A 19,045-nucleotide genomic window follows, 5' to 3' on the forward strand; every position below is an offset into this window, starting at 1 on the left:
GTCCCTTCGTGTGCTGGTGCGGATGGTCGTGCTGGTGGGGCTGGGTGGTGCGTGTGAGGGATCGCCCATCGGGTGGGACGTGTGTGCGGGCCGTGCGCGTCATCGCGGACCTCCCGGGTTCGCGCGGCGCACCACGAGGCGCTCGAGCGCGAGCGTGGCGAGGTAGAAGAGCAGGCCGAGCGCGATGGATGCCACGACGTAGGCCCAAGCGCGGGCGTACGCGCTCGAGGCGGCCGACGTGGAGATGAGGCTGCCGAGGCCGCCGCGCGGCCCGCCGAAGTACTCGGCGACGAGCGCGGAGATCACCGCGAGCGAGGAGGCGATGCGGATGCCGGTGAGGATGAACGGTCGCGCGGTCGGCAGGGTGAGGGTGCGCAGCACCTGCCCGGGGGTGGCCGCGTAGGCCCGCATGAGCTCGCGGTGCACGGGCTTCGTCTGGCGGAACCCGCGCAGGGTGTTCACGAAGACGGGCACGAACGACGCGATCGCGGCGATCGCCTGGCGGCCGAACTGGCTGTCGGCGCCGAACATCGAGTTGAGCACCGGCGCGAGGGCGACGATCGGCACGACCGCGAGCGCGGCGATCACGGGAGCGCTCATGCGGTCGACGGCGTTCCACCTCGCGGCGAGCGCGGCGAGGGCGATGCCGAGGAGGGTGCCCGCGACGAGTCCGACGAGCGCGTTCGTGCCCGTGATGAGGGTGGCCGACACGATCGAGTCCCACGAGGCCGCGAGCTCCTCGAGGATCGACGCCGGGCTCGGCAGCAGGTAGTCGGAGACGCCGACGACGCTGACGAGGAACTGCCACACCCCGAGCACGACGGCGCCGACCGTGATCGGCGCGACGATGCGCAGGGTCGCCTCGGTGCGCGGGCCCATGCGCGATGGGCGCCGGGCACCCGGTCGCCCGCTCTGCAGGGCTCGCGTCGGCACGGTCGCGGTCATCAGCGGTTCTCCACTCCGCGTGCGCCGGTGGCGACGGGGGTTCCGCCGTGCAGCGCCTCGCGCACGGCGGTGACCATGTCGAAGAACGAGCGGTCCTCGCGGAGGTCGTCGGTGCGTTCGGCGCGGGTCGCGGCATCCGCTCGCGCACCCGCTTCGGAGCCGACCGCGCCGCCGACGGCGCCGCCGAGCCGCATCGGCACGATCTCGCGGATGCGGCCGGGCCGCGGCGACATGACCACGACCCGGTCGGAGAGGAACACCGCCTCGGGGATCGAGTGTGTGACGAAGACGACCGCGGCCCCGGTCTCGGCCGAGATGCGCACCAGGTCGGACTGCATCTTCTCGCGCGTCATCTCGTCGAGTGCGCCGAACGGCTCGTCCATGAGCAACAGCCGCGGCTGCTCGGCGAGCGACCGGGCGATCGCGACGCGCTGCTGCATGCCTCCGGAGAGCTGGTCGGGGTAGCGGTCGGCGAAGTCGGCGAGCCCGACCATGTCGAGCAGCTCCCCGACCTTCGCGGCACGGGCCGCGGATGCCACGCCGTGCAGTTCGAGCGGCAGCGCGACGTTCGCGGCGACCGTGCGCCACGGCAGCAGGCCCGCCTGCTGGAACGCGATGCCGTACTCCTGGTCGAGCCGCGCCTGCGTCGGCGTCTTGCCGAAGACGGTGATCGCGCCGGCGCTCGGCTCGTCGAGGTCGGCGATGAGGCGCATGAGCGTCGATTTGCCGCATCCGCTCGGGCCGATGAGCGAGACGAACTCGCCCGCCGCGACCGTGAGGTCGATGCCCTCGAGCGCGTGCACGAGGCCGCCGCGGGTCTCGAAGACCTTGTCGACCGCGCGCACCTCGACCGCGGATGCGGGGGCGGTCGGCGAGGCGGCGGATGCCGCGGGGCCGGCGGGGATCTCTGGAGCGCTCACGCGGCTTCCTCCGTTCGTCGGTAGTTCTTGAGGATCACGCCGAGCAGGGCGACCGAGCCGGCGGCGACGAGGCCGAGCACCACGGCGCCGAAGATGGGGGCCCAGGCCTTCGCCGGGTCGCCGGAGGCCTGCCCGGCGAACTGCACGAGGAGTCGCCCGATGCCGCCCTGCAGGCCCGTGGAGACCTCGGCGACGACCGCGCCGACGACGGCGTTGGCCGCGCCGAGGCGGAGCGCGGGCAGCAGGTAGGGCACCGCGGCGGGGAACCGCAGCTTCGCGAGCGTGGCCCAGTAGCCGGCCGCGTAGGTCTGCATGAGCTCCTCGTGGATGCGGTCGGGCGACTGCAGGCCCTTCAGCGCGCCGATCGCGATGGGGAAGAACGCGAGGTAGCTCGCGATGAGGGCGACCGACATCCAGTCCTGCCACTCGAACGAGCCGATCTCGACCTTCGAGCCCCAGCTCTTCACGATCGGGGCGAAGGCGATGAGCGGCACGGTCTGGCTGAGCACGATCCACGGCAACAGGCCCCACTCGGCGAGCCGCCACCGCTGCATCACGAGCGCGAGGCCGACGCCGACGACGACGCCCACGAGCCATCCGGCGGCGGCGATGCCGAGCGTCGTGAGCGCGGCCAGGGCGATGACGACCCAGAGCATCTGCGCGGACGGCGAGCGCGTCACCGGTTCGCCGAGGCGCCCGAGCATCTCCCACACGTGCGGCATCGCGATGTCGGTCGGGCGGGGCAGCACGCGGGTCTCGCCGAGGAGCACGCCGTCGGCGGGCGCGACGAGCTTGTACCCCTCCCACAGCGCGACGAGCAGGAGCACGCCGAACACGCCCCAGCCGACCGCGGCCCACCGGCGGCTCACCGCCGACCGGGAAGCGCGACGCGCGGATCGGGATCCGGAGCGCGGAGCGCCTCCATCGAGCCCCGCGGTCGGGATCTCGAGAGGCGTCGACTCCGTCGGCGCTCCTCGATCCACGGGGAGAGTCGACTCCGTCGGCGCTCCTCGATCCACGGGGCGAGTCGACTCCGTCGGCGCTCCTCGATCCACGGGGACGGACTCGGTCATGCCTTGGCCGTGACGTGCTCGGAGAGCGCGGGGATCACGGTCTCGCCGTAGACCCGCAGCGTCTCCTCCTTGTTGTCGTGCTGGAGGTACCCGGCGAACTGGTCGACGCCGAGTTCGCGCAGCTGCTCGAGCTTCGCGATGTGCTCCTCGGCGGTGCCGAGGATGCAGAAGCGGTCGACGATCTCGTCGGGCACGAAGCTCGTGTGGGTGTTGCCCGCACGCCCGTGCTCGTTGTAGTCGTAGCCCTCGCGCCCCTTGATGTAATCGGTCAGCGCCTCGGGCACGTCGCCGTGCATGCCGTACTTCGCGACGATGTCGGCCACGTGGTTGCCGACCATGCCGCCGAACCACCGGCACTGGTCGCGCATGTGCTCGACGTCGTCGCCGATGTACATGGGCGCCGCCACGCAGAACTTGATCGACATCGGGTCGCGCCCGGCGGCCTCGGCGGCGTCGCGGACGGTCTTGATCATCCACTTCGCGATGTCGACGTCGGCGAGCTGCAGGATGAATCCGTCGCCGACCTCGCCCGTGAGCTTCAACGCCATGGGGCCGTACGCGGCGACCCACATCTCGAGCTCGGAGCCCTTCGACCAGGGGAACTGCAGCTGCGAGCCCTTGTACTCGACGCTGCGCGAGTTCGCGAGCTCGCGGATCACGTGGATCGACTCGCGCAGCTCGCTCATCGTCACGGGCTTGCCGTTCGTGACCCGCACCGCCGAGTCGCCGCGGCCGATGCCGCAGATGGTGCGGTTGCCGTACATCTCGTTGAGCGTGGCGAAGATCGAGGCCGTGACGGTCCAGTCGCGCGTGGCCGGGTTCGTGACGAACGGCCCCACCTTGATGCGGTGCGTCTCGGAGAGGATCTTGCTGTAGATGACGTACGGCTCCTGCCAGAGCAGGTGCGAGTCGAACGTCCAGGCGGTGCTGAAGCCGTACTGCTCGGCGAGCTTCGCGAGGTGCACGGTGCGCGAGGCGGGCGGGTTGGTCTGGAGGACGACTCCGAAGTCCATGCGGTTTCCGTTCTTGTCATGCCGGTCGAGGAGGCCGGAGGCTCTGTGTGATGCCGGTCGAGGAGGCCGGAGGCCGTCTCGAGACCTGTTCGGTTGCGACATCCGCAGGTCTCGAGCTGCGCGTCACGCCACTCGACCGGCGGACCGGGTCAGACGAGGTACTGGCTGAGGCCGCGGCGGATGAACCGGCCGTCGCCCTTGGCTCCGAGGTACTCGTCGTGGTCGACGATCACCTTGCCCCTGGCGACCACGGTGTCGACGTGGCCGTCGACCTCGAAGCCCTCCCACGCGGAGTGGTCCATGTTCATGTGGTGGGTGCGACCGGTGGGGTTGCCGGCCTCGTCGACGGGCATGCCGATCGAGGTGTGCCCGTTCGGGTCGTAGACGACGATGTCGGCGTCGGCGCCGGGTTGGATGACGCCCTTCTGCCCGTACATGCCGAACATGCGCGCCGGCGTCGTGCTCGTGAGCTCGACCCAGCGCTCGAGGGTGATCTCGCCGGTGACGACGCCCTGGTACATGAGGTCCATGCGGTGCTCGATCGAGCCGATGCCGTTCGGGATCTTGCGGAAGTCGCCGAGCCCGAGCTCCTTCTGGTCCTTCATGCAGAACGGGCAGTGGTCGGTCGAGACCATCTGCACGTCGTTCGTGCGCAGCGACTGCCACATCGCCTGCTGGTGCCCCTCCTCGCGGGAGCGGAGCGGCGTCGAGCACACCCACTTCGCACCCTCGAACGCGCCCCACTTCTCGCTCACCGCGCCGAGCTGCTCCTCGAGCGAGAGGTAGAGGTACTGCGGGCAGGTCTCGGCGAACACGTTCTGACCCTTGTCGCGCGCCCAGGCCACCTGCTCGACGGCCTGCTTCGCGCTGACGTGCACGACGTACAGGGGCGCCCCGGTGAGCTTGGCGAGCATGATCGCCCGGTGCGTGGCCTCCTCCTCCATCTCCCAGGCGCGCGCCTTGCCGTGGTAGAACGGGTCGGTCTTGCGCGCCTCGACGAGCTGGGCGGCGAGCACGTCGATCGCGGGACCGTTCTCGGCGTGCATCATGGTGAGCAGGCCGGTGTCGCGCGAGAGCTGCATGGCCTTCAGGATCTGCGCGTCGTCGGAGTAGAAGACGCCCGGGTAGGCCATGAACAGCTTGAAGCTCGAGATGCCCTCGTCGGGCAGGGTGCGCATCGCGGCGAGCGAGTCGTCGTTGACGTCGCCGACGATCTGGTGGAAGCCGTAGTCGATCGCGCAGTTGCCGGCCGCCTTCTCGTGCCACGACGCCAGACCGTCCTGGATCTTCTGGCCGTAGGTCTGCACGGCGAAGTCGACGATGCTCGTCGTTCCGCCGTACGCCGCCGCCCGCGTGCCGGTCTCGAAGGTGTCGGATGCCTCGGTGCCGCCGAACGGCAGCTGCATGTGCGTGTGCGCGTCGATGCCGCCCGGGATCACGTACTTGCCCGTGGCGTCGATGACCCGGTCGACGGATGCCGCGACATCCGTGCCGAGGAGGGTGCTGCCGGGTGCGAGCACCGCGCGGATCGTCTCGCCGTCGATGAGCACGTCGGCGTTCGCCCGGCCCGTGGCCGAGACGACCGTGCCGCCGGAGATGAGGGTGGTGGTCATGTTCGCTCCTTCGCGTCGGCGGTGGGGTTCTACGGCTTGGCGATCTGCGCGTACGAGTCGGGCCGGCGGTCGCGGTAGAACTGCCAGTCGTCGCGCATCTGCTGCACCATGTCGAGGTCGAGGTCGCGCACGAGGAGCTCCTCGTGCTCGCCCGAGCCGCGTTCGCCGACGAAGTTGCCTCGCGGGTCGATGACCTGGCTCGTGCCGTAGAAGTCGACGGCGAGGTCGCCGTACTCGTTGTCTTCACGGCCGACGCGGTTGGGCTGCAGCACGAAGTAGCCGTTGGCGACCGCGGCGCACGGCCCCTCGACCTCCCACAGCCGGTTCGAGAGTCCCGGCTTCGTGGCGTTCGGGTTGAACACCATGTGGGCGTCGTTCAGGCCGAGCTCGCGCCATCCCTCGGGGAAGTGGCGGTCGTAGCAGATGTACATGCCGATGCGGCCGACGGCGGAGTCGAAGACGGGGTAGCCGAGGTTGCCGGGGCGGAAGTAGAACTTCTCCCAGAATCGGTCGAGGTGCGGCAGGTGGTGCTTGCGGTACTTGCCGAGGATCGTGCCGTCGGCATCGACGAGCACCGAGGTGTTGTAGTACACGCCGGTCTGCGCCTCTTCGTAGATGGGCAGCACCATGACGGTGCCGAGCTGCTTCGCGAGGTCGGCGAAGCGCTGCACGATGGGCCCCTCGGCCGATTCGGCGAAGCGGTAGTACTTCTGGTCCTGCGTGATGCCGAAGTAGGGGCCGTAGAACAGCTCCTGGAAGCACACCACCTGGGAGCCCTGCGCCGCCGCGTCCCTCGCGAACTGCTCGTGCTTGTCGAGCATCGAGTCCTTGTCGCCGGTCCAGGTCGTCTGCGTGATGGCCGCTCGGACGATCGTCATGAATGTTCTCCTGAGTCGGTCGGCATCGTCGCCGTTCACTCGAGGACCGCCTGGCGTGTTGCTCGTGTCAGGTGCTCGTCGGGTGCCGCTGCGACGCCGAGATGTACCGATGGAACTGCCGTTGGAACTGCCGATGTTCTCGCCGGGAACGGGGCTTGTGGCCCGTTCTGTTATTCTTCGGCGTGAACATTTCTCTTGTGTTTCACTCTGTGACGTTGTGGTTACTTATCTTGTCCCCTACTCCACGTGGAGGCAATGGTGGTGTCAGGTGAACGTGTGGATGCCGCACAGCTGATCGCCCTCGCCGGCTTCGCCGACGCCTCGCCCCGAACCATCGCCAGCGAGGTCGCGCGGCTCGTGAACGCCGGAGAGCTCGGCCCCGGGCAGCGACTGCCCACCGTGCGCGATCTCGCCGCGGCGCTCGGCGTGAGCCCCGCGACGATCAGCCAGGCCTGGCAGGCGCTCGCCCGCGCCGGGCTCATCGAGGCCCGCGGCCGCGCCGGGAGCTTCGTCCGCGGCGCGGCATCCGCTCGGCTCGCCCCCCGCATGCGCGGGATGGCGGCACCCGAGGACCCCGTGCGGCTCGATCTCTCGCGCGGCACCCCCGACCCCATGCTGCTGCCCGCCCTCGGCCCCGCCCTCTCGCGCGTCTCGGTGCGCGCCGAGACGGGCAGCTACCAGTCCGAGCCGGTGATCCCGGCGCTCGCACGCGTGCTGCGGGATTCGTGGCCGAGCGACGCCGAGCAGATCATGGTCGTCGACGGCGCGCTCGACGCGATCTCGCGCACCCTCGAGCAGCTCGTGCGCTTCGGCGACCGGGTCGCCGTCGAGAGCCCGGGATTCCCGCCGTTCCTCGACCTGCTCGAGGTGCTCGGCGCCGTCGCCGTCCCGGTGCGGCTCGACGGGCACGGCATGCGGCCCGACTCCCTCGCCGCGGCGCTGCGCAGACGACCCGTCGCCGTGCTCCTGCAGCCGCGCGCGCAGAACCCCACCGGCGCGTCGATGACCCCCGCCCGCGCCGAGGCGCTCGCCCGCACGATCGAGGCCGCCGAACGGGTCGACGACCTCATCGTCATCGAGGACGACCACTCGGGGCTCATCTCGATCGAGGCCGACGTGACCCTCGGCACCTGGCTCCCCGACCGCGTCGTGCACGTGCGCAGCTTCTCGAAATCGCACGGCCCCGACCTGCGCATCGCCGCACTCGGCGGCCCGCGCGACCTCATCGAGCACATCGCCGGCCGACGCATGCTCGGACCGGGATGGACCTCGCGCATGCTGCAGACGATCCTGCTCGACCTCCTCGTCGACGGCGCCTCGATCGATGCCGTCACCGAGGCCCGTCGCGCCTACTACACGCGCCAGCGCTCCCTCGGCGACGCCCTCCGCGAGCGCGGCGTCGCGGTCGCGCCCGCCGACGGCATCAACCTGTGGATGCCGGTGCTCGGGGAGCGTTCCGCGCTCGTGCAGCTCGCGGCCGCCGGCATCCGGGTCGCCGCGGGCACGCCCTTCCTCGCGGCATCCGATGCGACGGATGCCGCGAACGGCATGCGCCAGCGCGCCGGCGGCGACTACGTGCGCGTGACCGTCGGCGCCGTACGCGACGAGGTCGAGGCCGTGGCGGACGACCTCGCCTCGGCCGCGTCCCATCTCGTCGCCGGCGGGTACTGAGCCCGCGGGCAACTCCGATCAGCGACCGGCGCCGACCGCGGCACGGGGGCCATCCGTGCCGCACTGCACTTTCCGCTGTTGATCACTTTTCAGGAGGGGGTGTGGGATCCGCGGGCATTCGGGAGGGTGCACGACCGAATACGGCCCGCGTTGCCCACACCCCCTCCTGAAAAGTGATCGGTGCCGCGGTGAAAAGTGATCGGTGCCGCGGCGGGCCGCAGGGCCACGGGCGGTAGCGTTGCGGGGTGCGGATCACGGTGCTTGCGGGCGGAGTCGGAGGGTCGCGCTTCGTGCGCGGCGTGCGCGAGGAGTGCGCCAGGCGCTGGCCCGACGGCGACACCGCGGCATCCGTCACCGTGGTGGTGAACACCGGCGACGACATCTGGCTCTCGGGTGTGCGGCTCATGCCCGACTTCGACTCGCTCCTCTACTCGCTCGCGGGCGTCAACGACACCGAGCGCGGGTGGGGCCGCGCGGGCGAGACCGAGCGCGTCGCCGCCGAACTGCGCGAGTGGGGCGTCGGATGGCCGTGGTTCACCCTCGGCGACCTCGACCTCGGCACGCACCTCGCCCGCACCGCGTGGCTGCGCGAAGGCCTCACGCCCTCGCAGATCGGCGAGCGGCTGCAGCGGCGCTGGCCGCTCGGCGTGCGCCTGCTGCCCGCGACCGACACCGAGGTCGACACGCACGTGCTCGTGTCCGAGGCCGGGGGCGAGCGCGAGATGCACTTCCAGGAGTGGTGGACCCGGTACCGCGCCACCCTGCCGGCGCTGGCCTTCCGCCAGCAGCAGATCGACGAGGCCCGGCCCGCGCCCGGCGTCGTCGAGGCGATCGCCGACGCCGACCTCGTGCTCGTCGCGCCGTCGAACCCGGTCGTGTCGATCGGCACGATCCTCGCCGTGCCGGGCCTGCGCGAGGCGCTCGCTGCGACGGCGGCACCGGTCGTGGGCGTCTCCCCCATCATCGGCGGCCGGGTCGTGCGCGGCATGGCCGACGCGTGCCTGCCCGTGATCGGCGTCGAGACGAGCGCCGAGGCGGTCGGCCGGCACTACGGGTCGCGCGCCCACGGCGGGCTGCTCGACGCATGGCTGGTCGACGAGACGGATGCCTCGGCCGTCGCCGGACTCTCCGCCGCAGGCCTGCACGCGGCATCCGCCCCGCTCTGGATGCACGACCTCGACACCTCGGCCGCGCTCGCGGGCGCGGCGATCGATCTCGGCGTCGAATCTCGGGGGCGCAGCACGCTCGTCTGAATCGGGCGTACCCGCCCACGGCGCGGGCCGTCCCCGAACACGACCGGATGCCCATGCGGCCCGAAGCCGCAGACGCCGAAGGCCGGCTGCGCGAGGCGCGGCCGGCCTTCAGTCCGTTCAGATCAGCGCATGGGGATGTTGCACCCTCCGGCGTTCGCCTGCGTATACGGGTAGCCGGGCACGGGGCCCGGGCCCTTCTGGGGCGAGCAGAGGATCGACCAGGTCTTCGGCCCCACGATGCCGTCCGCCACGAGGCCGTAGCGGGCCTGGAAGGCGATCACTCCCGCTCTCGTCTTGGTACCGAACGAGTTGTCGATCGCGAGCGGGGAGTACTTGGTGTTGATCTTCGTCGAGATCTTGTGGTAATTGAGAAGGCGCTGGATGGTGCCGACGCACGTCGCGTATCCGCCGTAGCCGTAGTTGTAGTTCACGCACTTCGTGGCGGCCTCGGCGGGCGCCGCCGTCGTGCCGCCCACGGTGCCCACGGTGCCGGCCGCGGCGAGCGCGAAGGCGGCGAAGGCGAGGGCGAGCTTGTGGCGTCTGGTGCGGATCTTCATCGGTGACCTTTCAGCGCAACGACCATCGTGCGACGCGGGTCACGGTATCGGCCGGGGATGCCGGTACGCGATGGGGAGTGCTCCCCGTCGCACGTGGCCGGTTCGAGGCGGATCCCGCGGGCACGCCGGGCTCCGCGCGGGCGTAGCGTGGTGTCATGACCGAGACGACGGATGCCGCGCGCGAACTCTTCGACGGCGTGGCGGCCGAGTTCCTGCACCTGACCCCGCGCGGTCGTCGGCTGGTCGCCGTCGAGGGCCTCGACGCCGCTCGCGCGGCCTGGTTCGCCGACGGGCTCGCGGGCGCACTCGGCGAGCGCGGGCAGCAGACGGCGCGACGCTCGCTCGGCGACGTCGACGAGGCGTCCCTGCGGTCCGAGACGGTCGAGCCGTTCCGCGCCGGAACCCTCGACGGCGCGAACGACGCCGACACCGTGCTCGTCGTCGACGGGCGACGCCTGCTGAACGAGCGGGTGCGCGGCATCTGGCACTTCACGGTGTGGGTGCTCGTAGGCGAAGAGCTGCCGCACGCGGGCGTCAACGTCATCGTCGACGCGACGCTCGAGTCCGCGCCGAAGCGCTTCTTCTACGACTACTGCGCGCTGCCGCCGAGCGTCGGCGAGCTGCGCTGAGCACGCGACATCGGGCACACGCTCCGCGGCACGCGGCACGCGCCACGCGGCATCCGCTCGCCGGTTCGGCGGCCCGCCCTCACGGGATGTAGTCGACGACCCCCTGCGGCGCGACCGCGGCCCGGTACCGCTCGACGAGCTCGCGCCATCCCGACTCGGCGGTGAACTCGTGCGCGTGCACCGCCTCGGTGAAGTGCCAGAGCAGGTAGGGGTGGGCACCGAGCGCGTAGAGCGCCTCGAAGTCGCGCGCCGCGAAGGCGGCCCGCTCCTCATCGGTGAGCACGCGGTCGTCGGTCGCGGCATCCGGCCCGCCCGGCTCGCCCAGCCATCGGTCGACGAAGGCGCCCGGGTCGGCGGCGTACGCCGCGACGAGCGCATCGCTCAGCTCGACCTGACGCATGAACTTGTCGATCATGTACCGGCTCATCGGTGCTCCCCGCTCAACGCTGACGTCTGCTGATCGGCCGTCGCCCTCATCGGGTCGTCCAGAGAAAGAACGGGCTCGACGCGAACCGCGACTCGGCGACGTCGGCGAAGTCGGCGGCGCGCCCCATCGCGGCGAGCGCGGCGACGGCGTTGAGGTACTGGTAGGTCATGCATCCGGCCTCGGTCATGCGCTCGAAGTCGCTGCACACGTCGATGGCGCCCTCGAGGTCGCCGTCGCGCATCCAGCCCGCGGCGGCCGCATCGAATGCCGGGTCGGGCGAGCCGGCGAACGTGCGTGGGCCGCCGACGTCGTTGGCCATGTGGCCCGACGTCAGGATCGCCACGCGCGCGTCGGATTCCCAGGCCTCGACGGCGGCACGCACGTGCTCGCCGAGGGCGATGAACCGGCGAACCGACGGAACGGGCGGCATCGAGGCGTTCGTGTGGATCGGCACGATCGGCACGTCGAGCTCGGGCCGCACGTACTGGAGCGGGATCACGAAGCTGTGGTCGAGCCGCCACTCGAGGCTGACCGAGAAGTCGATCGCCTCGGGCTGCACCTGCCTCCCGGCGAGCCGGTCGGCCAGTTGCCGATGGCCGGTGAGCTCCACGTACTCCATGCCGAACGTGCGCACCTCGTTCTCCCACGTGCCGTGGTAGGCGTCGGCCTTGCCGATCGCGAAGGCGGGGGAGTTGTCGTACGAGAACTGGCGCAGGTGGTCGGTGCCGATCACGACGACGACGTCGACGTCGTGTTCGGCGAACGCCCGCCGGAACCGGTCGAAGTTCGCCGCGACGCCGGCGAGGTCGTCGGGCATGGGGTCGCGCATGGCGCGCCAGAGCAGCGGATTGTGCGGGGTCGCCGCTGCGAGCACGAGGTCGGCCATCGTTCTCCGTTCGGGGTCGGTTCGGGGGGCGGATGCCGCGGGTCAGAGCCCGAAGAGGGTGCGCGCGTTGTCGAGCAGGATCTTGCGGCGCGACTCGGGTTTGAACGGGAGCTCGTCGAACTCGCGCATCCACCGGTCGGCGGTCATCACGGGCCAGTCGGATCCGAACAGCACGCGGTCGGTGATGAGCGAGTCGGCGTAGCGCACGACCTCGGGCGGCAGGTACTTCGGCGCCCAGCCCGAGAGGTCGAGGTACACGTTCGACTTGTGCCACACCATGGCGAGGTTCTCGAGGTGCCACGGCCAGGCGGGGTGCGCGCTGATGATCTTGAGCTCGGGGAACTCCGCGGCGACGTCGTCGATGTAGGGCACGGGTTTCGCGTTCTCGAGGCGGTAGCCGCCGCCGCCGGGCGTGCCCGCGCCGGCGCCCGGGAACCCGGAGTGGAACATCACCACGAGGCCGAGCTCGGCGCAGGTCTCCCAGATCGGGAAGAAGCGGCGGTCGTTCGCGAGGAACTTCTGCCGCGACGGGTTGAGTTCCCCGATGCCCTTGATGCCGTACTCGGCGTGCATGCGGCGGATCTCGGCGATCGCGGCCTCGCCCTTCCAGGGGTCGATGCCCGCGAACGAGAGGAACACGTCGGGGTGATCGACCTGGGCCTGCCCGAGCAGGTCGTTGGGCGCGCCCTTGATGCCCGAGGTCGTCTCGGAGTCGGAGTTCACGATGACGGCCATCATCCTGCGGTCGCGGTACTGGTCGGCCTGCTCGGCGAAGCTGACGACCGGGCGTTCGCGCCCGAAGTGCTTCGCCATCTGCTGGTGCCGCTGCCCCATCGCCGCGAGGAACTCCTCGGTCTGCGGGTGCGTGTGCACGTCGATCGCGACGAGGTCGTCGATGCGGCTCATGCGCTGGCTCCTTCGGTGACGGCGGCGGATGTCGCGGCGGCGGTCGCGGCGGCGGATGTCGCGGGCGCGGCGGATGTCGCGGGCGCGGCGGATGCCTCGGCGGGGCCGCCGAGCACCTCGCCGTTGTCGGCGCCGAGCCTCGGGGCCGCGCGCAGCTCGGCGCGCCCGCTGCGGTGGAATCGGGTGCTCGGCGCCGGAACCCGCAGCGGCGTGCCGTCGTGCCCGACGATCTCCTCCACGAGCCCCATCGAGGCGATCTGGGGGTCGTCGAACAGGTCGGCGACGGTGTTCAGCGGACCGTGCGGGATGTCGGCCGCCGCGAGCCGGTCGAGCCAGTGCTGCCGCGGCATCCGGCTCGTGATCTCCTTGAGCTCGACGTCGAGGGCGTCGTAGTTGCGGACCCGCGCCTCGCGGGTCGAGAAGCGCGGGTCGGATGCCAGTTCGGGCGTCTCGAGCACGGCGACGAGGCCGGTCCAGAACTTCTCGGGCACCGACATGTGGATCACGAAGGCGCGCTCGTCGGATCCGACGCACGCGTAGGCCTGCGCGCGGCGCGGGCGGGAGTCGGGGCCCGCGACCTGACCGGTCTCGAGGTAGGTGGAGGCGGCCTCGGTGAGGAAGTCGATGAGGGAGCCGACCATCGACACCTCGAGGTGCTCGCCCTCGCCCCCGGCACGTGCGTTGCGCGCGTGCAGCGCGGCGAGCACGGCCTGCGAGGCCGACATGCCCGAGAGCAGGTCGGAGAACGCGGGGCCGAGCGGCCGCAGGGTGTCGACGGGAACGACCTGGCTGTACATGGCGCCGACGGCCGAGATGACGGTGTCGTAGGCGGGCCGCTTCGCGTAGGGCCCATCTGCGCCGAACCCGGTGATCGAGCAGGAGACGAGCGCCGGGTTGAGCTCGCGCAGCACGTCGGGGCCGAACCCGAGGCGGGCCGCGACGCCCGGGCGGAAGTTCTCGATGAGCACGTCGGCGGTGCGGGCGAGCTCGAGAAGCTCGGCCAGCCCCTCGGCGGACTTCAGGTCGAGCGTGACGGCCCGCTTGCCGCGGTTGTACGCGGCGAACTGGGGGCTCATGGCGCCCGCGCCCTCCCACCTCCGCATCGGGTCGCCGTCGGGCGACTCGACCTTGACGACGTCGGCGCCGAGGTCGGCGAGCAGCTTCGCGGCGTACGGCCCCGAGATGTACTGGCCGAGCTCGATCACGCGGATGCCGGCGAGCGGGCCGGCAGCGGGGCCGCTCGGCGCATCGTTCACCGCGCCGACCCGGTCGGGTGAGGTGGCGTTCATCGGGAGGGTTCCTCTCGGGGTCGGATGCTGGCGGCGGACCGGCCTTCGGGCTCAGGCGACATCGATGACGACCTTTCCGCGCGGCGATGCCCCGAACCCACGGTAAGCCTCGACGATGCCGTCGAGCGGATGCCGCGAGCCGATGATCGGCGCGATGTCGCCGTGCTGCACGAGTCGGAGCGCCCGGCGCACGTGTTCGAAGTCGGCGCTCGCGACGCCGCGCACCTGCTTGCGGTTGAGGTAGAGGTCGCGGGCGTCGAGCTCGAGCCGGGCGTCGACCGAGGCGGAGCAGAACACCGCGCGTCCGCCCCAGCCGAGTGCGGCGACGCCGGCGGCGATGATGCCGCCGTGACCGCTCACGTCGAGGGCGACGTCGAAGGGCTCGAACGCGCTGAGCGCCTGCGCGAGCTCGGCGGCGTCATGGGCGACGACGCGCTCGACGCCGTCGCTCGCCTCGAGCTCGGCGCGGGATGCGGCGACGACGGTGGCACCCAGGTGGCGCAGGTAGGCGACGGCGACGTGCCCGAGGGTGCCGCCGGCTCCGGTGACGAGCACCCGGTCGGCGGCGGTGACGGATGCCGCGTCGACGGCGTTGATGACGATGGGGAGGCTGTGCACGATCGCACTCGCGGTGGCGGCGTCGACGTCGTGGCGGTCGAACACGTTGCGGGCGGGCACGGCCACGAACTCGGCGGCGCCGCCGTCGCGGTGCACGCCGAGCACGGTCTGGGCGGGGCAGTCGGCCTCGCGGCCGCGGGCGCAGTTCGCGCAGCCTCCGCACGGGATGTTCGGCTTGGCCACGACGCGTCGGCCGAGCAGGCCCTCGTCGACGTGGGCGCCGAGCTGCACGACCGTGCCCGCCGGGTCGAGCCCGAGCACGCGCGGCAGTCGCGCCGCCCGCCCGGGGCCGAGTCCGGCGATGACGTTGAGGTCGAGCTGGTTGAGGCTCACCGCCTCGACCGCGACGAGCACCTCGCCGGTGCCCGGTTCGGGGCGCGGCGCGGCCTCGACGCCCAGGCCGTCGAGGCCGTTCGTGCGCAGGAGGGCTGCTCGCATGCGCACCTCGCTCCCGACTCCGCGGCGGCGTCCGTCGCCGCGCTTTCGGATACTGTATCCAGTTTTGCCGCGAGTGTCCACGGTCGGCCCCCACCTGCTGCGACACCGTCAGCATCGGGGCCTGTGCGCCCCGAGCTCGATCCTGAGAGCCGGTCGCGCGCCGCGGCTCGCCCTGTGGGACGGCCTGCAGTCGCAGTGGCTGGTCAGCGGCGACTTTGATCTGGCAGAGGAGTTCGTCGCCAACTTCCGCGGCTGAACGTCATGGAAGCGCGTCAGGTGATCGCGCAAGCGCTCACCGGCGATTGAACCGCGTCGCCGACTCGGCCGACGCAAACCGGACGACGCATACGCGGCTCAGTCGACAACGACCCTCGCGAGCTGATCGCGAATGCCGGCCATGACTGTGTCGACGGATGCATCGGGCTCGGCGCCGGCCATCGCGAGGAGCATGATCGCCGAGGCGATGCGGGCGATATCCGCCGCCCCTTCGACCGGTGCGGTTGCCGCGCCGCGACCGATCGCGCCGGTCAGCGTCTCGGCGATCAGCGCCTCGGTCCGCGCGCTCAACTCCCGGGCGGCGACGTGGTGCGGTTCGACCGGGTCGCCGAACACGAGTTCGCGCAGGTAGGCGCGGCCGTTCTCGGGACGCTTGCGGTTGCACTCGACGACCGGGCGGATGATGCCGATGACGCCGTCGAGTCGGGTCGATGCCGCCGCGGCCGCGGCCCGACTCCGCTCGAGGGCCTCGACGTAGTCGGCGTTCTGCGCGAGCAGGAGCAGCTCCGCCTTGTTCGCCGCGTACAGGAAGAGCGTGCCGGTCGCGACATCCGCCCGCTCGGCGACCTGCTGGGTCGTGACCGCGGTGAACCCGTGCTTCTCGAAGAGCTCACGGGCCGCCGCTGTGATCCGTTCGAGCTTCTCGAGCTTGTTGCGCTCGCGACGCCCCAGCGGTGCCGAGCCCGCCGCCGAGTCCGTCATGATCCTCCCGCCTCTGCTCCGGTCGCGACGATCTTGCCGCGACGGCCGCCGGATGCCTTCATCGCGACGAGGCTGGCCGGGATCTCGTCGAACGAGACGACCTCCGCGACGATCGGGCGGATCACGCCCTGATCGACGAGTCGTGCGACCTCGCGCAGTTGCTCGCCGTCGGCGTGCATGAACAGGAACTCGTAGCGGACGCCGAGGCGCTTCGCCTGCCGACGGACGCGCCGGCTCATGGCGCCGACCGCAATGCGGGCGATCGCCTTGGCACCCTGGGCGCGGGCGAACTCGGGGTCAGGAGGGCCCGCGATGCCGATCGCGATGCCGCCGGGTTTCAGCACGCGCAACGACTTCTCGAGGTTCTCGCCACCGAGGCTGTCGAGCACGAGGTCGAAGCCCGAGAGCTCGGCCTCGAAGTCCTGCGAGCGGTAGTCGATGACCTCGTCGGCGCCCAGCGCCTGCACGAACTCGACGTTCGCGGCGCCGACGGTGGTCGCGACGTGCGCGCCGAGGTGCTTCGCGAGCTGGATGGCGATCGAACCGACACCGCCGGCACCGGCGTGGATGAGCACGCGCTGCCCGGGCTTCACCGCTCCGCGCTCGACGAGCACCTGCCAGGCGGTGAGAGCGAGCAGCGAAGAGACCATGGACACGGTCAAGGATTCTGGATACAGTATCCCCCAATTCGCACGAGGCATCCGCACTCTGCGGCACGCCCCGTTCGACCACCCACACCAGAACGGAGCGTCATGCGCAGATCCATCCGACGACACAGCCTCGCGGCCGCCGCCGGCATCGCAGCCTTCACGCTGCTGGCCGGCTGCGCCGCGACCGACGAGAAGGCCGAGGCCGAACAGGTCACCCTCGAGGACGGCGAACCAAGGGCTCCCGAAGACACCGAGATCACGGTGGCGATCCCGTTCCCCGACATCACGATGTACTCGATGTACGTGCTCGCGACCGACCTCGGCTACTACGAGGAGGAGGGTCTCACCGTCGAGGTCATCACGGCCGACAACGTCACGGCCGCCGTCGCGAGCGGCAGCGCCGACATCGGCGTCGAGTCGACGGGCACCGTCATCGAGGCCATCCGCGGCGGGGTCGAGATCGACCTCGTCGGCGGTCACTACTGCCGGCAGAACTTCGACTTCGCCGCCCAGAACGGCATCACGGAGGTCGCGGACCTCGAGGGCACCTCGATCGTGCTCGCCGGCACGCCCGGGGACCCCGCCGAGTTCCAGCGCAAGCTCGTGCTGAAGGAGGAGGGCTGGGATCTCGATACCGTGAACACCGAGATCGTCTACCCCGGCCCCGGTTCGGAGTCCTGGACCGAGTTCTTCGTCAACGACCGCATCTCGATGCAGCCGTTCTACGCGGACGACCTGCCCGCACTCGAGGAGCACGGCGCGAACGTCATCGTCGAGTCGCTGCGCAACTGGGCGAACGACGTGCAGGTGGCCGGCAACGGCTGGGTCGACGAGAACCCGAACACGCTGGTGCGGTTCCTGCGGGCGACGCTGAAGGCGACCGACTTCATGACCGCGCCGGCGCCCGGCCAGTTCCCCGAGAACGTCGACGAGGCGCTCGACATCTACGAGGCCAACGACTTCGACGTCAGCGACCTCCGCGGCTCCGACAGCGTCTGGGTGCTCGACGGGCACCTCGCCTGCTCGAACCTGTACTTCGGGACCGAGGCGTGGGACACCACGGTCGAGACCCAGTCGCTCGAACCGATCGAGTTCGACGAGTCGCAGCTCGTCTACCTCGAGAAGGCGCAGGAGCTGCTCGGCATCGACAACTCTGGACCCGAGACCCTGCCCTACCCCTGATCGGCGCGCCCTCGGCCCCCGGCCGACGCGACATCGAGGAGCCCCCGCCGGAGCGCATGCCGGCGGGGGCTCCTCGCCGTTCCGGCGCTGTGCGGATGCCTCGCCGTTCCGGCGCGGTGCGGATGCCTCGCTTGACAGGCAAGCAACCACTTGCCTATTGTGGATGTCGTGACCGACGTCTTCAAGGCGATCGCCGACGAGACGAGGCGACTCCTCCTCGACGAACTCCTCGAGCGCGACGAGCAGACCCTGTTCGAGCTCTGCTCGAAACTCGCGATGCGACACGGCCTCACGCCCACGCGACAGGCCGTGTCGCAGCACCTGAGCGTGCTCGAGCAGGCGGGCCTCGTGCGCGCCGAGCGTCGGGGACGCTACCGACTCCACACCATCGACACCGCGCCGCTGGCGCAGATCTCCGAACGATGGCCCCAACGAGAGGCACCACGGTGAAACTGCAGACCGTCAGCATCTTCGTCGACGACCAGCAACGAGCCGCCGACTTCTACACGACCAAGCTCGGCTTCGAGATCGCCGCAGACGTGCCGATGGGCGAGCACCGGTGGCTCACCGTCGTCGAACACGGCCGCCCGGACGGCACTCAGATCTCGCTCGAGCCGAAGGGCCATCCCGCGGCGGCTCCCTTCACGGAGGCGCTCGTGGCAGACGGCATCCCGTTCTGCGTGCTCGGCGTCGACGACGTGCAGGCCGAGTACGACCGGCTCACGGGCCTCGGCGTCGACTTCACGCAGCCGCCGACCGACCTGGGCCCGGTGATCATCGCCGTACTCGACGACACCTGCGGCAACCTGCTCCAGCTCGCCCAGTTCACCGGCTGAGTGCGAAGAGCCGTCGTCGGAACACGCGCGACGACGGCTCTCGCCGATCAGGCCGCTACTTCTTGCGGTGCGTCGCCTCGGTGATGTCGCTTCCGGTCGAACGACCGGCGACCTTCGACTTCTTGTCGGCGCGCTTCTCCTTGAGCGTGCGGGTGGCTGCGGTCTTCGAGGAGGATTTCTTGGGGGACTTGTCGGACATGATGACGACCTTCGATCGGGAGCTCGAGCGGCCCCGTGCGCGCAACCCTACGCGGTCGCATCGTTCGCGCCGCTCGTTCCCGGC

20 protein-coding genes and 1 pseudogene are annotated in these 19,045 nt (G+C 70.9%); 6 read left to right on the plus strand and 15 right to left on the minus strand.

The features are described 5' to 3' along the window. Positions 1–99: 99 nt before the first annotated feature. From GQQ92_RS05720 to GQQ92_RS05745, 6 genes are all read right to left on the minus strand, one after another. Positions 100–945 (minus strand): ABC transporter permease, encoded by an 846-nt coding sequence (locus GQQ92_RS05720; RefSeq protein WP_156998286.1) that lies wholly within the window; start codon positions 943–945, stop codon positions 100–102. Continuing rightward, positions 945–1,865, minus strand: a complete 921-nt coding sequence (locus tag GQQ92_RS05725) for an ABC transporter ATP-binding protein (protein WP_156998287.1) — start codon at positions 1,863–1,865, stop codon at positions 945–947. Before GQQ92_RS05725 ends, GQQ92_RS05720 begins: the two co-directional genes overlap by 1 nt. Continuing rightward, complete coding sequence (locus GQQ92_RS05730) at positions 1,862–2,734, minus strand: ABC transporter permease (RefSeq protein ID WP_156998288.1); 873 nt, start codon at positions 2,732–2,734, stop codon at positions 1,862–1,864. Before GQQ92_RS05730 ends, GQQ92_RS05725 begins: the two co-directional genes overlap by 4 nt. Positions 2,735–2,934: 200 nt before the next feature. After that, positions 2,935–3,951, minus strand: a complete 1,017-nt coding sequence (locus tag GQQ92_RS05735) for a TIGR03842 family LLM class F420-dependent oxidoreductase (RefSeq protein ID WP_156998289.1) — start codon at positions 3,949–3,951, stop codon at positions 2,935–2,937. Positions 3,952–4,100: 149 nt separating this feature from the next. Continuing rightward, positions 4,101–5,564, minus strand: a complete 1,464-nt coding sequence (gene hydA / locus GQQ92_RS05740; RefSeq protein WP_156998290.1) for a dihydropyrimidinase — start codon at positions 5,562–5,564, stop codon at positions 4,101–4,103. A gap of 29 nt (positions 5,565–5,593) precedes the next feature. Further along, entirely contained in the window at positions 5,594–6,442 is an 849-nt protein-coding gene (locus GQQ92_RS05745) for a nitrilase-related carbon-nitrogen hydrolase (RefSeq protein WP_156998291.1), read from the minus strand. A gap of 261 nt (positions 6,443–6,703) precedes the next feature. Here GQQ92_RS05745 and GQQ92_RS05750 point away from each other — a divergent pair, with 261 nt between their 5' ends. Together GQQ92_RS05750 and cofD are read left to right on the plus strand one after the other, a co-directional pair. Next, a complete protein-coding gene (locus tag GQQ92_RS05750) occupies positions 6,704–8,113 on the plus strand; it encodes an aminotransferase-like domain-containing protein (RefSeq protein WP_232057524.1) in 1,410 nt (469 codons plus the stop codon). A 245-nt stretch (positions 8,114–8,358) separates the two neighbouring features. Continuing rightward, a complete protein-coding gene (gene cofD / locus GQQ92_RS05755; protein WP_156998293.1) occupies positions 8,359–9,366 on the plus strand; it encodes a 2-phospho-L-lactate transferase in 1,008 nt (335 codons plus the stop codon). A 122-nt stretch (positions 9,367–9,488) separates the two neighbouring features. Here cofD and GQQ92_RS05760 read toward each other — a convergent pair whose 3' ends face one another. After that, the gene (locus GQQ92_RS05760; RefSeq protein ID WP_156998294.1) at positions 9,489–9,923 is read right to left on the minus strand and encodes a peptidoglycan-binding domain-containing protein; all 435 of its coding nucleotides are present in this window, start codon (positions 9,921–9,923) and stop codon (positions 9,489–9,491) included. 155 nt (positions 9,924–10,078) lie between these two features. On the opposite strand from GQQ92_RS05760, the gene GQQ92_RS05765 reads away from it, so the two are divergent. Further along, positions 10,079–10,552 (plus strand): nucleoside/nucleotide kinase family protein, encoded by a 474-nt coding sequence (locus GQQ92_RS05765; RefSeq protein ID WP_156998295.1) that lies wholly within the window; start codon positions 10,079–10,081, stop codon positions 10,550–10,552. Between the two features lie 79 nt (positions 10,553–10,631). On the opposite strand, the gene GQQ92_RS05770 is transcribed toward GQQ92_RS05765, so the two are convergent. The 7 genes and pseudogenes from GQQ92_RS05770 to GQQ92_RS05800 form a co-directional block, all read right to left on the minus strand. Continuing rightward, positions 10,632–10,979 (minus strand): hypothetical protein, encoded by a 348-nt coding sequence (locus GQQ92_RS05770; RefSeq protein WP_156998296.1) that lies wholly within the window; start codon positions 10,977–10,979, stop codon positions 10,632–10,634. Between the two features lie 46 nt (positions 10,980–11,025). Next, positions 11,026–11,865, minus strand: a complete 840-nt coding sequence (locus GQQ92_RS05775) for a DODA-type extradiol aromatic ring-opening family dioxygenase (RefSeq protein ID WP_156998297.1) — start codon at positions 11,863–11,865, stop codon at positions 11,026–11,028. Positions 11,866–11,907: 42 nt separating this feature from the next. Continuing rightward, positions 11,908–12,771 (minus strand): amidohydrolase family protein, encoded by an 864-nt coding sequence (locus tag GQQ92_RS05780; RefSeq protein WP_156998298.1) that lies wholly within the window; start codon positions 12,769–12,771, stop codon positions 11,908–11,910. Further along, a complete protein-coding gene (locus tag GQQ92_RS05785) occupies positions 12,768–14,060 on the minus strand; it encodes a CaiB/BaiF CoA transferase family protein (protein WP_156998299.1) in 1,293 nt (430 codons plus the stop codon). The genes GQQ92_RS05780 and GQQ92_RS05785 overlap by 4 nt, the downstream gene beginning before the upstream one ends. Positions 14,061–14,111: 51 nt before the next feature. Further along, entirely contained in the window at positions 14,112–15,116 is a 1,005-nt protein-coding gene (locus tag GQQ92_RS05790; protein WP_156998300.1) for an alcohol dehydrogenase catalytic domain-containing protein, read from the minus strand. A 354-nt stretch (positions 15,117–15,470) separates the two neighbouring features. Then, positions 15,471–16,094: a TetR/AcrR family transcriptional regulator gene (locus GQQ92_RS05795; protein WP_156998301.1), complete on the minus strand. Its 624-nt coding sequence runs from the start codon at positions 16,092–16,094 to the stop codon at positions 15,471–15,473. Further along, a pseudogene (locus tag GQQ92_RS05800) lies at positions 16,091–16,765 on the minus strand (NADP-dependent oxidoreductase); the annotation flags it as partial. The gene GQQ92_RS05795 and the pseudogene GQQ92_RS05800, both read right to left, overlap by 4 nt. Positions 16,766–16,846: 81 nt before the next feature. Between GQQ92_RS05800 and GQQ92_RS05805 the strand changes: the two are divergent. The 3 genes from GQQ92_RS05805 to GQQ92_RS05815 all read left to right on the plus strand — a co-directional run bounded on the left by GQQ92_RS05805 (position 16,847) and on the right by GQQ92_RS05815 (position 18,762). Then, positions 16,847–17,926: an ABC transporter substrate-binding protein gene (locus GQQ92_RS05805; protein ID WP_156998303.1), complete on the plus strand. Its 1,080-nt coding sequence runs from the start codon at positions 16,847–16,849 to the stop codon at positions 17,924–17,926. Between the two features lie 168 nt (positions 17,927–18,094). Next, complete coding sequence (locus GQQ92_RS05810) at positions 18,095–18,376, plus strand: ArsR/SmtB family transcription factor (RefSeq protein ID WP_156998304.1); 282 nt, start codon at positions 18,095–18,097, stop codon at positions 18,374–18,376. Beyond that, positions 18,373–18,762 carry a VOC family protein gene (locus tag GQQ92_RS05815; RefSeq protein ID WP_156998305.1) on the plus strand — a complete coding sequence of 130 codons (390 nt, stop codon included), beginning with the start codon at positions 18,373–18,375 and terminating at the stop codon, positions 18,760–18,762. Before GQQ92_RS05810 ends, GQQ92_RS05815 begins: the two co-directional genes overlap by 4 nt. A 55-nt stretch (positions 18,763–18,817) precedes the next feature. Here the strand turns inward: GQQ92_RS05815 and GQQ92_RS05820 are convergent, their stop codons facing one another. Continuing rightward, a complete protein-coding gene (locus GQQ92_RS05820; RefSeq protein WP_156998306.1) occupies positions 18,818–18,961 on the minus strand; it encodes a hypothetical protein in 144 nt (47 codons plus the stop codon). Between the last annotated feature and the right edge of the window lie 84 nt (positions 18,962–19,045).

Source organism: Agromyces terreus, from assembly GCF_009749465.1.
Lineage (GTDB): Bacteria > Actinomycetota > Actinomycetes > Actinomycetales > Microbacteriaceae > Agromyces > Agromyces terreus.

Coding starts and splice junctions, on each gene's coding strand:
- GQQ92_RS05775 (WP_156998297.1), bottom strand. CDS start 11,865: ATGGCCGACCTCGTGCTCGCAGCGGCGACCCCGCACAATCCGCTGCTC.
- GQQ92_RS05760 (WP_156998294.1), bottom strand. CDS start 9,923: ATGAAGATCCGCACCAGACGCCACAAGCTCGCCCTCGCCTTCGCCGCC.
- GQQ92_RS05770 (WP_156998296.1), bottom strand. CDS start 10,979: ATGAGCCGGTACATGATCGACAAGTTCATGCGTCAGGTCGAGCTGAGC.
- GQQ92_RS05820 (WP_156998306.1), bottom strand. CDS start 18,961: ATGTCCGACAAGTCCCCCAAGAAATCCTCCTCGAAGACCGCAGCCACC.
- GQQ92_RS05780 (WP_156998298.1), bottom strand. CDS start 12,771: ATGAGCCGCATCGACGACCTCGTCGCGATCGACGTGCACACGCACCCG.
- GQQ92_RS05735 (WP_156998289.1), bottom strand. CDS start 3,951: ATGGACTTCGGAGTCGTCCTCCAGACCAACCCGCCCGCCTCGCGCACC.
- GQQ92_RS05785 (WP_156998299.1), bottom strand. CDS start 14,060: ATGAACGCCACCTCACCCGACCGGGTCGGCGCGGTGAACGATGCGCCG.
- hydA (WP_156998290.1), bottom strand. CDS start 5,564: ATGACCACCACCCTCATCTCCGGCGGCACGGTCGTCTCGGCCACGGGC.
- GQQ92_RS05720 (WP_156998286.1), bottom strand. CDS start 945: ATGACCGCGACCGTGCCGACGCGAGCCCTGCAGAGCGGGCGACCGGGT.
- GQQ92_RS05790 (WP_156998300.1), bottom strand. CDS start 15,116: ATGCGAGCAGCCCTCCTGCGCACGAACGGCCTCGACGGCCTGGGCGTC.
- GQQ92_RS05805 (WP_156998303.1), top strand. CDS start 16,847: ATGCGCAGATCCATCCGACGACACAGCCTCGCGGCCGCCGCCGGCATC.
- GQQ92_RS05745 (WP_156998291.1), bottom strand. CDS start 6,442: ATGACGATCGTCCGAGCGGCCATCACGCAGACGACCTGGACCGGCGAC.
- GQQ92_RS05795 (WP_156998301.1), bottom strand. CDS start 16,094: ATGACGGACTCGGCGGCGGGCTCGGCACCGCTGGGGCGTCGCGAGCGC.
- GQQ92_RS05765 (WP_156998295.1), top strand. CDS start 10,079: ATGACCGAGACGACGGATGCCGCGCGCGAACTCTTCGACGGCGTGGCG.